6 protein-coding genes, 2 tRNA genes, 1 rRNA gene and 3 pseudogenes are annotated in these 12,377 nt (G+C 59.8%); all 12 read left to right on the forward strand.

Annotated elements, in window-relative coordinates; genetic code table 11:
* Positions 1-12: 12 nt before the first annotated feature.
* The 12 genes and pseudogenes from bamB to H9K75_RS19145 all read left to right on the forward strand — a co-directional run bounded on the left by bamB (position 13) and on the right by H9K75_RS19145 (position 12,194).
* Positions 13-1,080 carry an outer membrane protein assembly factor BamB gene (gene bamB, locus H9K75_RS19090; RefSeq protein WP_264294041.1) on the forward strand — a complete coding sequence of 356 codons (1,068 nt, stop codon included), beginning with the start codon at positions 13-15 and terminating at the stop codon, positions 1,078-1,080.
* Positions 1,081-1,093: 13 nt separating this feature from the next.
* Positions 1,094-2,427: pseudogene (gene der / locus H9K75_RS19095) on the forward strand (ribosome biogenesis GTPase Der).
* Between the two features lie 117 nt (positions 2,428-2,544).
* Positions 2,545-2,796, forward strand: coding sequence for an RNA chaperone Hfq (gene hfq / locus H9K75_RS19100; RefSeq protein ID WP_187723808.1), 252 nt, complete (start codon positions 2,545-2,547; stop codon positions 2,794-2,796).
* 93 nt (positions 2,797-2,889) lie between these two features.
* Positions 2,890-4,046, forward strand: a pseudogene (hflX, locus tag H9K75_RS19105) (GTPase HflX).
* A 51-nt stretch (positions 4,047-4,097) separates the two neighbouring features.
* Positions 4,098-5,512: pseudogene (gene hflK, locus H9K75_RS19110) on the forward strand (FtsH protease activity modulator HflK).
* Positions 5,513-5,524: 12 nt separating this feature from the next.
* Entirely contained in the window at positions 5,525-6,424 is a 900-nt protein-coding gene (gene hflC, locus H9K75_RS19115; RefSeq protein WP_187723809.1) for a protease modulator HflC, read from the forward strand.
* 291 nt (positions 6,425-6,715) lie between these two features.
* Positions 6,716-7,864, forward strand: coding sequence for an ATP phosphoribosyltransferase regulatory subunit (locus tag H9K75_RS19120; protein WP_187723810.1), 1,149 nt, complete (start codon positions 6,716-6,718; stop codon positions 7,862-7,864).
* Positions 7,865-7,897: 33 nt separating this feature from the next.
* The gene (locus tag H9K75_RS19125; protein WP_187723811.1) at positions 7,898-9,274 is read left to right on the forward strand and encodes an adenylosuccinate synthase; all 1,377 of its coding nucleotides are present in this window, start codon (positions 7,898-7,900) and stop codon (positions 9,272-9,274) included.
* A gap of 51 nt (positions 9,275-9,325) precedes the next feature.
* Entirely contained in the window at positions 9,326-9,850 is a 525-nt protein-coding gene (locus H9K75_RS19130; protein WP_187723812.1) for a phosphoribosyltransferase, read from the forward strand.
* Positions 9,851-10,384: 534 nt separating this feature from the next.
* Positions 10,385-11,917 (forward strand): 16S ribosomal RNA (locus H9K75_RS19135).
* A gap of 96 nt (positions 11,918-12,013) precedes the next feature.
* A tRNA-Ile gene (locus tag H9K75_RS19140) sits at positions 12,014-12,090 on the forward strand.
* Positions 12,091-12,118: 28 nt separating this feature from the next.
* A tRNA-Ala gene (locus H9K75_RS19145) sits at positions 12,119-12,194 on the forward strand.
* The last annotated feature ends 183 nt before the right edge of the window (positions 12,195-12,377 follow it).

The raw sequence follows: 12,377 nt of genomic DNA on the forward strand, positions 1-12,377 counted from the left end.
GGTGGTTGCTCGATGTTTGGTGGCAGTTCCGCTCCCAAGCCCGTGGAACTGGGCGCCAATGTTCCAGTGATTTCGGTCTCGCAGGTCTGGAAGACCAACATCGGCAAGGTGCAGAGCATCGTGCTGGAGCCGCGCGTCATCGGTGATACCGTCATCGTGGCGTCGGACGCGGGCGAGGTCGTTTCGTTCAATGCGGGCACGGGCGCTGCCACGTGGCGCGTGAACCTGGGCACTCCGCTGTCCGCAGGGGTGGGTAGCGACGGTCGCTGGAGTTCCGTGGTCAGCAAGCGCAACGAGCTGATCGCCATCGAAGGCGGACGTGAACTCTGGCGCAAGCAGTTGCCGATCCAGGTGTTCACCGCGCCGCTGGTCGCGGGCAATCGCATCTTCGTGCTGGCAGCCGATCGTTCGGTCTATGCCTACGACGCCGCAACCGGTCAGCGCATCTGGGTGCAGCAGCGTCCGGGCGAGGCGCTGGTGCTGCGTCAGCAGGGTGTGCTGATGGCCATGGACAACACGCTCGTCACCGGTCTTGCGGGAAGACTCGTGGGCTTCAATCCCGACGACGGTTCGATCCGCTGGGAAGCGCCTCTGGCAAGCCCGCGCGGCACGAACGATGTCGAGCGTCTCGTGGAAATCGCCGGTCGCACCAGCCGCATCGGAGGCAGTCTCTGCGCACGTGCGTTCCAGACTTCCGTGGGCTGCATCGACATGGATCGCGGCGCGGTCGCGTGGACGCAGACGGCCGCAGGCAGTGAAGGTGTCGATGGTGATGAAAACGCCGTTTACGGCGTCGAGAGCAATGGCACGGTGCTCGCCTGGAGGCGTGCCGACGGTGTCAAGATGTGGAGCAGCGACCGTCTGCGCTACCGGCATCTCACGGCACCGCTGGTGCTGGGGCGTTCGGTGGTGATTGGTGAATCGACTGGCGACGTGCACATGCTCTCGCGCGAGAATGCAGCGCCGCTCAACCGTCTTTCGACCGACAAATCCGGTATCGCCGCAGCCCCGGTGGCCGCGGCTGGCACGCTCGTCGTGGTGACCCGCGACGGTGGAATCTTCGGCTTCAGGCCGCAATAGACCAACCATAAAAATGAAGCCAGTTATAGCTTTGGTCGGACGCCCGAACGTGGGCAAGTCCACCTTGTTCAATCGAATGACGAAGTCGCGCGACGCCATCGTTGCGGACTTCGCCGGATTGACGCGTGACCGGCACTACGGAAATGGCCGCCAGGGCAAGCACGAATACATCGTGATCGATACCGGCGGCTTCGAGCCGGATGCCTCCTCGGGCATCTTTCGCGAAATGGCCAAGCAGACGCAGCAGGCAGTTGCCGAGTCGGACGTGGTCATTTTTGTCGTGGACGCGCGCGCCGGACTGTCCGCGCAGGATCACGAGATCGGCAAGTATTTGCGCCGCCTCGGCAAACCGACCCTGCTGGTTGGCAACAAGGCCGAGGGCATGAAGGACAGCATGCACATGTCCGAGTTCTACGAACTCGGCCTGGGCGAGGTGTATCCGATTTCCGCCGCGCACGGTCAGGGTGTGCGCCCGCTGGTCGAGCATGCGCTGGCGCTGCTCAACCTGCCGGAGCCCGGAGAAGACGAGGACGACACGGACAAGGGCGTGATTCGCCTCGCCGTCGCGGGTCGCCCGAACGTCGGCAAATCCACGCTGATCAACACCTGGCTTGGCGAGGAACGGCTGGTCGCGTTCGACATGCCGGGCACGACGCGTGATGCGATCTCGGTGCCGTTCGAGCGGCTGGGCCAGCGGTTTGAATTGATAGACACGGCGGGCCTGCGCCGCAAGGGCAAGGTGTTCGAGGCGATTGAAAAATTCTCGGTGGTCAAGACCCTGCAGGCGGTCGAAAGTGCACACGTCGTGCTGCTGCTGCTCGACGCCACGCAGGGCGTGACGGATCAGGATGCGCACATTGCGGGCTACATTCTGGAAAGTGGTCGCTCGGTCGTGATTGCGGTCAACAAATGGGATGCGGTCGACGACTACCAGAGGCAGATGCTCGAACGTTCGATCGAGACGCGCCTGTCGTTCCTGAAGTTCGCACCGATTCACTTCATCTCGGCGATCAAGCGCCAGGGCATAGGGCCGCTGTGGACTTCGATTCTTCAGGCCTACAAATCGGCCACCTGCAAGATGCCGACGCCGGTGCTCACACGCCTGCTGCTTGAGGCCGTGCAATTCCAGACGCCCAAGAAATCCGGCATGTACCGGCCCAAGATGCGCTATGCGCACCAGGGCGGAATGAACCCGCCGGTGATCGTGATTCACGGCAATTCGCTCGAGCATGTGACGGACGCCTACAAGCGGTTTCTGGAAGCGCGTTTCCGCAAGGAATTCAATCTCGTGGGAACCCCTTGAGAATTGAAATGAAGACCTCACATAACCCCTACGCCGATAAATAAATTTTTTGGCGCGCTAGCACCAAAACAACGCTGATTCAAGCCCTTGACGAAGTTGGGGTCCGTTGGCTGTGGTAAGGTGTCGGTTTACAACAACGCTCTGAGAACACGGAGAATATCGTGAGCAATAAAGGCCAACTTTTGCAAGACCCCTTTCTGAATGCACTGCGTCGCGAGCATGTGCCCGTTTCGATCTATCTGGTCAACGGTATCAAGCTGCAGGGGCAGATCGAGTCATTTGACCAATACGTTGTGCTGCTGCGCAACACAGTGACTCAAATGGTCTACAAGCACGCCATCTCGACCATCGTTCCCGGTCGTGCAGTGAATTTCTCCACTGCCGAAAACGCGGACGCTGAAAACAACCAGTAAGGTCGCCATCTGCATGGCGGTCACTCTTCGACCGTCAGGTCGTGAGTTTTTATTTGAAGGCTCTAGACCTTGAGCGTTGAAGAAGAAGTCCCTGTGCAAGGCAATGCCCCGGTCATCCTGGTCGGGGTCGATTTTGGAGCCCCCATTTCGATGGGGAGCTGGAAGAACTCGGTCTCCTGGCCGAGACGGCGGGCCTACAGCCCGTCGCCCGTCTCACATGCAAGCGCAAGGCGCCCGATGCGGCGCTGTTCGTGGGCTCCGGCAAGGCGGAAGAAATCCGCCTTCTCGCGCAGACCTACGGCGCCAAGGAAATACTGTTCGATCAGGCATTGAGCCCGGCCCAGCAGCGCAATCTCGAGCGCACGCTTGGCCTTCCCGTGAACGACCGCACGCTGCTGATTCTCGAAATCTTCGCCCAGCGTGCGCGCAGCCACGAGGGTAAATTGCAGATCGAACTGGCGCGCCTGCAATACCTCGCCACCCGTCTGGTTCGTCGCTGGTCCCACCTGGAGCGGCAGCGCGGCGGTATCGGTGCGCGCGGCGGCCCAGGCGAGACGCAGATCGAGCTGGATCGCCGCATGATCAATGACGCGATCAAACGCACCAAGGAGCGTCTGGTCAAGGTCAAGAAACAGCGCAATACCCAGCGTCGCCAGCGCGAACGCCGTGAGGTGTTCAGCGTGTCGCTCGTCGGGTACACGAACGCTGGCAAGTCCACACTGTTCAACGCGCTCGTCAAGGCGCGCGCCTATGCGGCGGACCAGTTGTTCGCGACGCTCGACACCACGACGCGCCAGATGTATCTCGGTGAAGAGGTGGGTTCGATTTCGATTTCGGACACCGTTGGATTCATTCGCGATCTGCCTCACGGACTGGTCGATGCGTTCCAGGCGACGTTGCAGGAAGCGGTCGAAGCCGATCTGCTGCTGCACGTGGTCGATGCGTCGAATCCGCACTTTCCCGAGCAGATCGAGCAGGTGCAGCGCGTGCTTGCCGAGATCGGCGCGGACGACATCCCGCAGATACTGGTGTTCAACAAGCTCGACGCCATTGCCGCCGGGCAGATGCCCGTTCAGATGCGCGACGAATACGAGCTCGATGGCCGCAGGCTGCCGCGTGTGTTTCTCAGCGCGCAAAGTGGCGAGGGTCTCGCTGCGTTGCGCGAGGAGCTTTCCACGGCTGCATTGGCATTGAGAAGGCGGTCGATGTCCCCTGAGCCCGCTGCTGAATTTCAGCCCGAAGAACATTGATGGGCACAATAGCTTCCTATTCAAGCGTCTAAGAGAACAAGAGACTTTGGCATGAACTCTGACAACATCGCATTTCGTTGGGCGGCACTGCCCCAGCGCATACGCGGGATGTTCAATCTGAATGACCCTCGCTGGGGGCGTGGTGACGATAAATCCGATGGCAATTCCTCGCCGCCGGAGAATCAACCGCGTCCACCGCAGAGCAACAACAATGGTCAGCAGCCCGACAGTCGCCAGCGCGGCCAGGGCAACAACAACGGTGGCGGCGGAGGAGGTGGCGGCGGGCAACCCCCGATCTCGATGAGATGTTCCGCGACCTCAACCGCAAGCTCCAGGGCCTGTTTGGTGGCGGCAACAAGGGCCCCAACAACAACGGTGGCAATGGTGGCGGTTTCCAGCCCGGCATGAAGGGCGCGGGCATCGGTGTCGGCGTGATCGCGGCAGTTGCTGCCGTGATCTGGCTTGGCACCGGCGTGTTCATCGTGCAGGAAGGTCAGCAGGCCGTGATCACGCAGTTCGGCAAATACAAGTCGACCGTGGGCGCGGGTTTGAACTGGCGCCTGCCCTATCCCATTCAGAAGCACGAACTTGTGTACGTCACGCGCATCCGCTCGGCCGACGTGGGACGCGACAGCATCATCAAGAGCACGGGTCTGCGCGAGTCGGCGATGCTGACCGAAGACGAGAACATCGTCGAGATCAAGTTTGCCGTGCAATATCGCCTGAGCGATGCGCGTGCCTGGCTGTTCGAGAGCCGCGATCCGGAAAGCACCATCGTGCAGGTTGCGGAGACCGCGGTGCGCGAAGTGGTCGGCAAGATGAAGATGGATTCCGCACTTGCGGATGAGCGCGATCAGATCGCGCCGCGCGTGCGCGATCTGATGCAAACCATTCTGGATCGCTACAAGATCGGCGCCGAAATCGTCGGCATCAATTTGCAGCAGGGCGGTGTGCAGCCACCCGAGCAGGTGCGTGCGGCCTTCGACGACGTGCTCAAGGCAGGTCAGGAGCGTGTGAGACTGCAGAATCTGGCGCAGGCCTATGCCAACGACGTGATTCCACGCGCTGCCGGTTCGGCTTCGCGCTTGAAGGAAGAGTCCGAGGCGTACAGCGCCAAGATCGTCGCTGCGGCGCAGGGTGACGCCGGTCGCTTCAGCTCGGTGCTCACCGAGTACCAGAAAGCGCCGCAGGTCACGCGCGATCGCATGTATACGGACACGATGCAGCAGGTGTATTCCAACGCCACCAAGGTGGTCGTGGAATCGAGCCGGGGTTCGAACCTGCTGTATCTGCCGCTGGACAAGATCATGCAGTCGGTCTCGCAGGCCTCCAACACTGCGGCTGCCGGCACGGTTGACGGCGCGACCGCTGCGGCTGCTCCAGCACCTGCGGCGACGAGCGCCGCGCCCAATGTAGATACACGCGTGCGCGACGCCAACCGCTCACGTGAGCGTGAAGCGCGATAAGAGGGAGAAGTCGTGAACAAAGTCGGTTTTTGGATCACTTCACTGCTGATCGCCCTGGCTCTCGCCAGCTCCATGCTGTTCGTGGTCGACCAACGCCAGTTTGGCGTGGTGTACGCCCTTGGACAGATCAAGGAAGTCATCACCGAGCCTGGCCTGAACGTCAAGCTGCCACCGCCGTTCCAGAACGTGCGCTACATCGACAAGCGTCTGCTCACGCTCGACAGCACAGACACCGAGTCCATGCTCACGGCCGAAAAGCAGCGCGTCGTGATTGACTGGTACGTGCGCTGGCGCATCTCCGATCCGTCGGCCTATATCCGCAACGTCGGCCCGGACGAGGCCGCCGGTGCCCTGCAACTCAACCGCGTGGTGCGCAATTCCTTCCAGGAAGAAGTCAACCGCCGCACGGTGCGCGAACTCCTCTCGGGCAAGCGCGAGGTGCTGATGGCGGACGTCAAGCGCGAGGTGCTCGAGGCCGTGCGCGGCAGCAAGCCCTGGGGCATCGACATCGTCGACGTGCGCATTACCCGCGTGGACTATGTGGAAGCCATCACCGCGTCGGTCTACGGGCGCATGGAAGCCGAGCGCCAGCGTGTGGCCAACGAGCTGCGGTCGACGGGGGCCGCCGAGGCCGAAAAGATTCGCGCCGATGCCGACAAGCAGCGTGACGTGATCGTGGCCGGGGCCTATCGCGATGCCCAGAAGGTCAAGGGACAGGGCGATGCGGAAGCCGCCCGCGTCTACGCCGAGGCGTTTGGTCGCGATCCATCGTTTGCACAGTTCTACCGCAATCTGGATGCCTACAAGTCCAGCTTCGGCAAGAAGGGCGATGTGATGGTGGTGGACCCCTCGTCTTCGGAATTCTTCAAGAACTTCACCGCGCCGGCGGCCAGTGCGCGCGGCAGCAGGTAAGCCGTGAAAAATGGTGCGCTTCGCGCCATTTTTCGCTGACTCTCGAAGACCTCACGGCTCCAGGTCACAAGCCCTCTGGTCAGCATTCGCCCTGTTGCTGATCTTCGAGGGCTTGTTGCGTTTTCCGCCCTTGGAACTGGCTGCGCGAGGGTCCCAATCCGTGTGCCCGGACCGCTTGCCATCATCGTCGGCGCGCTGATTCTGCCGCTCGTGTAGTGGAAGACCCGTACGGCGCTGTTTGATTGCAGGCTGTCCGGTAGAATCACGCTTTTAACAGCATCCCCATTTCTCATGTCCGCTTGGGTCCTGCCGGATCACATCGCCGATGTCTTGCCCTCAGAGGCTCGGCGCATCGAAGAGCTTCGCCGTGGATTGCTAGATACAGCCCGTAGTTACGGGTATGAGCTGGTAATGCCGCCACTGCTGGAGCATTTGGAATCGCTGCTTACCGGCACCGGCGAGGCACTGGATTTGCAGACCTTCAAGCTGGTGGACCAACTCTCTGGCCGCTCGGTGGGTGTGCGTGCCGACACCACTCAGCAGGTCGCACGCATCGATGCTCATCTCCTGAACCGAAATGGCGTCACGCGCCTGTGCTATTGCGGCCCGGTGCTGCACGCGCTCCCGGACCGCCCGCATGCGACGCGCGAGCCGCTGCAGTTCGGCGCCGAGATCTACGGCCATGCGGGTATCGAGGCCGATGTCGAATCCGTCCTGCTTGCCCTCGAATGCCTGCGCGTGGCCGAGGTCAAGGACCCGAGCGTCGATCTGGCCGACGTCCGTATTGTCCGCAGCCTGCTTGCAGGCGTTCCTGCGGGTCTGCAGACCTTGGCCCGCGTGCATGGCGCGCTGGCGGTCAAGGACGCCAGCGAGCTCAAGGAACTCACCCGGTCTTTCCCCGAGTCATCGCGCAACGGGTTGCTCACATTGCTACAACTCTACGGTGATGTGAAGGTGCTCGATGAAGCAGAGAAGGCGCTCGGACACATCGCCGGCGTCAAGCCCGTGCTTGACGATCTGCGCACCACGGCCGAGCGCATCAGTCCGGCCCGGGTGACCTTCGATCTCGCGCATGTGCGTGGCTATGCGTACTACAGCGGTGCGCGCTTTGCGATCTACGTCCCCGGCGCGAGCGATGCGCTGGTGCGCGGTGGTCGCTATGACGAGGTCGGCGCCGTGTTTGGACGAAACCGTCCCGCTGCGGGCTTCAGCCTGGACGTCAAGGAGTTGGTCGGCGCCGTCACTCCCAAGCCGCTCAAGGCCGCCATCCGTGCGCCCTGGGGCGTGCATGGCGACGTCGCACTTGCCATCAGCGCTTTGCGTCAGCAGGGCGAAACCGTGGTCTGCGTACTGCCCGGGCATGAAAGTGAAGTAGACGAATTTCACTGCGACCGTGAATTGGTACAGGTGGCCGAGCGCTGGGTCGTGCGCGCTATCTGACATTGAATTTCTAAGTATTTGATCGGATTTGAAATGAAGACAAGCAAGGGTCGTAACGTCGTCGTCGTCGGCACCCAGTGGGGTGACGAGGGCAAGGGCAAGCTGGTCGACTGGCTGACCGAAAGCGCGCAAGGCGTCGTGCGTTTTCAGGGCGGCCACAACGCGGGTCACACACTGGTGATCAACGGCGTGAAGACCGCCTTGCACCTGATTCCCAGCGGCATCATGCGTCCCGGTGTGAAGTGCTATATCGGCAACGGCGTGGTGCTGTCGGCAGCCAAGCTGTTCGAGGAAATCGAAGGTCTGGAAAAAGCGGGCGTGGAAGTGCGTTCGCGTCTGCGTGTGAGCGAAGCCTGCCCGTTGATCCTGCCATTCCACGTGGCACTCGACGTGGCCCGCGAGGCGGCTCGCGAGTCCGGCGGCGTCGAAAAGATCGGCACCACGGGTCGCGGCATCGGCCCGGCTTATGAGGACAAGATCGCTCGTCGCGCGCTACGCGTGCAGGATCTGAAATATCCTGATCGCTTTGCTGCCAAGCTGCGCGAATTGCTGGCGTTGCACAACCACGTGCTGACCACCTTCCTCGGTTCAAAGAATTTCCAGTTCGGCGATGCCTTGAAGGCCTACATGAAGGATGGCGCGGTGCAGTTCGAGCCGGTGTTCGAGGAAGCAATGCGTCATGCCGAGCTGCTCAGGCCCATGATGGCCGACGTATCGTGCGAACTGAATGTCGCGCACAAGGACGGCGCAAACCTGCTGTTCGAGGGCGCGCAAGGCACGCTGCTCGACGTCGATCATGGCACCTACCCCTATGTGACCTCGAGCAACTGTGTCGCCGGCAATGCCGCAGCAGGTTCCGGTGTCGGCCCCGGCATGCTGCATTACATCCTCGGCATCACCAAGGCCTATTGCACGCGCGTCGGCGGCGGCCCGTTCCCGACCGAACTGGATTGGCAAAAGGAAGGTACACCGGGCTATCACATGAGCACGGTAGGGGCCGAAAAGGGTGTTACCACGGGTCGCAGCCGTCGTTGCGGCTGGTTCGATGCTGCGCTGCTCAAACGCAGCGCGCAGGTCAATGGACTGTCCGGCCTGTGCATCACCAAACTCGACGTGCTGGACGGACTGACCGAATTGCAATTGTGCGTTGGCTATGAGCTTGACGGCGAGCGAGTGGATCTGTTGCCAATGGCTGCGGAAGACATCGCGCGGTGCAAGCCTATCTACGAAACCATTCCCGGCTGGACGGAATCCACCGTGGGCGTGACCGAGTACGACAAACTGCCGGCAACCGCGCGCAAATATCTGGAGCGCATCGAGGAAGTGACCGGCGTGCCGGTCGCGATGATCTCGACGAGTCCGGATCGTGATCACACGATCCTCATGCACAACCCATACGCCGCCGATTGATCCCGCCAACGGATTCAAGAGCAAAGACTGCCATCCGATCAGGAGTAAAGAATGTTGACAGAAGACGGCAAGCACCTCTACGTCAGTTACGACGAGTACCACAACCTCATTGAAAAACTGGCGCTCAAGGTGTATCAGTCAGGCTGGGAGTTCGACACCATCCTGTGTCTCGCACGTGGCGGTCTGCGCCCGGGCGACATGCTGAGCCGCATTTTCGACAAGCCGCTGGCCATCATGTCCACCAGCTCTTATCGCGCCGAGGCGGGCACCGTTCAGGGCCATCTTGACCTTGCACGTTTCATCACCACGCCCAAGGGTGAAATTGCCGGCCGTGTGCTGCTGGTGGATGATCTGGCGGATTCGGGCCACACGCTCAATGCCGTGATCGCCATGCTCAAGACCAACTATGCACCGATTACCGAACTGCGCAGCGCGGTGATCTGGACCAAGGCGCTCTCGACCTTCACTCCGGATTACTCGGTGGACTATCTGCAAACCAATCCCTGGATCCACCAACCTTTCGAGACCTACGACAATTTGACGCCGGAAAAGCTCATGGAAAAGTGGCGCCTCTGATCGCCGCTTGCAGGCCATGCTTTTGCTCAAAGGGAGAGATGTAAAAATCTCTCCCTTTTTCTTTGCCAGGTCTCAAAACGCGGCTATAATCGTTTCCCTTCCTTGAGACGAAGTCGGAATGCGCGGAGCGATTCGCAGTCATGCCGGAATAGTTCGAAGAGGATCGTGAAGTGGCTGGCGGGCTGTAAAAAGCGTGCTACACTTCAAGGCTTCGCTGGTTGCTGCGGGAGCGGTGGTTGGCAGGGGGGGTGGTTGAGTCGGTGGCAAGACCCCAAAGATTGACAGGTCTTTTCAAAACGTGTCATAATTCAAGGCTTCGCTGATCACGGCGAGTCAGGCGGTCCGGAGGTAACCCGGGCGGTCAGGATCCTTAAAAACATACAGCCGATAAGCGTGGGCGTTTGATGGCGAGTGCCAGGTTCTTCGGAACTAGTGCTTAGCACTACAAACGCTCATGAAAACAGTATTGTTGAAGTCTTTTCTTCATCAATTCCAATTTTTGAGCAAGTCGAGAGACTCTAAATTTTCAAGATCGAACTGTAGAGTTTGATCCTGGCTCAGATTGAACGCTGGCGGCATGCCTTACACATGCAAGTCGAACGGTAACAGGTCTTCGGATGCTGACGAGTGGCGAACGGGTGAGTAATACATCGGAACGTGCCCGATCGTGGGGGATAACGAGGCGAAAGCTTTGCTAATACCGCATACGATCTACGGATGAAAGCGGGGGATCTTCGGACCTCGCGCGGACGGAGCGGCCGATGGCAGATTAGGTAGTTGGTGGGATAAAAGCTCACCAAGCCGACGATCTGTAGCTGGTCTGAGAGGATGATCAGCCACACTGGGACTGAGACACGGCCCAGACTCCTACGGGAGGCAGCAGTGGGGAATTTTGGACAATGGGGGAAACCCTGATCCAGCCATGCCGCGTGCAGGATGAAGGCCTTCGGGTTGTAAACTGCTTTTGTACGGAACGAAAAGGTTCATTTTAATAAAGTGGGTCCATGACGGTACCGTAAGAATAAGCACCGGCTAACTACGTGCCAGCAGCCGCGGTAATACGTAGGGTGCAAGCGTTAATCGGAATTACTGGGCGTAAAGCGTGCGCAGGCGGTTATGTAAGACAGATGTGAAATCCCCGGGCTCAACCTGGGAACTGCATTTGTGACTGCATGGCTTGAGTGCGGCAGAGGGGGATGGAATTCCGCGTGTAGCAGTGAAATGCGTAGATATGCGGAGGAACACCGATGGCGAAGGCAATCCCCTGGGCCTGCACTGACGCTCATGCACGAAAGCGTGGGGAGCAAACAGGATTAGATACCCTGGTAGTCCACGCCCTAAACGATGTCAACTGGTTGTTGGGAATTTGTTTTCTCAGTAACGAAGCTAACGCGTGAAGTTGACCGCCTGGGGAGTACGGCCGCAAGGTTGAAACTCAAAGGAATTGACGGGGACCCGCACAAGCGGTGGATGATGTGGTTTAATTCGATGCAACGCGAAAAACCTTACCCACCTTTGACATGGCAGGAACTTACCAGAGATGGTTTGGTGCTCGAAAGAGAACCTGCACACAGGTGCTGCATGGCTGTCGTCAGCTCGTGTCGTGAGATGTTGGGTTAAGTCCCGCAACGAGCGCAACCCTTGTCATTAGTTGCTACATTTGGTTGGGCACTCTAATGAGACTGCCGGTGACAAACCGGAGGAAGGTGGGGATGACGTCAAGTCCTCATGGCCCTTATAGGTGGGGCTACACACGTCATACAATGGCTGGTACAAAGGGTTGCCAACCCGCGAGGGGGAGCTAATCCCATAAAGCCAGTCGTAGTCCGGATCGCAGTCTGCAACTCGACTGCGTGAAGTCGGAATCGCTAGTAATCGTGGATCAGAATGTCACGGTGAATACGTTCCCGGGTCTTGTACACACCGCCCGTCACACCATGGGAGCGGGTCTCGCCAGAAGTAGGTAGCCTAACCGCAAGGAGGGCGCTTACCACGGCGGGGTTCGTGACTGGGGTGAAGTCGTAACAAGGTAGCCGTATCGGAAGGTGCGGCTGGATCACCTCCTTTCTGGAAAACAGCATTCAAGATTGAACGCCCACACTTATCGGTTGTTGGAACAAAGCCAGGTGGCCTGCCCAAGCAATGCGGCGGGCTGCGTGGAATGGGTCTGTAGCTCAGCTGGTTAGAGCACTGTGTTGATAACGCAGGGGTCGTTGGTTCGAGCCCAACTAGACCCACCAAGATTCCAATATCTGGTTCGAGGATCCCGGGGGATTAGCTCAGCTGGGAGAGCACCTGCTTTGCAAGCAGGGGGTCGTCGGTTCGATCCCGTCATCCTCCACCACCACACTCCAAGTGCTTATCAAGTAATCAACATCAAAGCGGTTTCGCCAGGAGACTGCTTTGATGTTGAATCCGGATTACCGGATCAACGCGGCTGTTCTTTAAAAATTCATAGAGTCGAAAATCAGTGTTGCTGGCGGAAAGCAGGAAACCGGATGGGTTGCTGCACCGTGCCGCCAGTGAC

The sequence above is a fragment of the Diaphorobacter aerolatus genome (assembly GCF_014489535.1).
GTDB lineage: Bacteria > Pseudomonadota > Gammaproteobacteria > Burkholderiales > Burkholderiaceae_C > Diaphorobacter_A > Diaphorobacter_A aerolatus.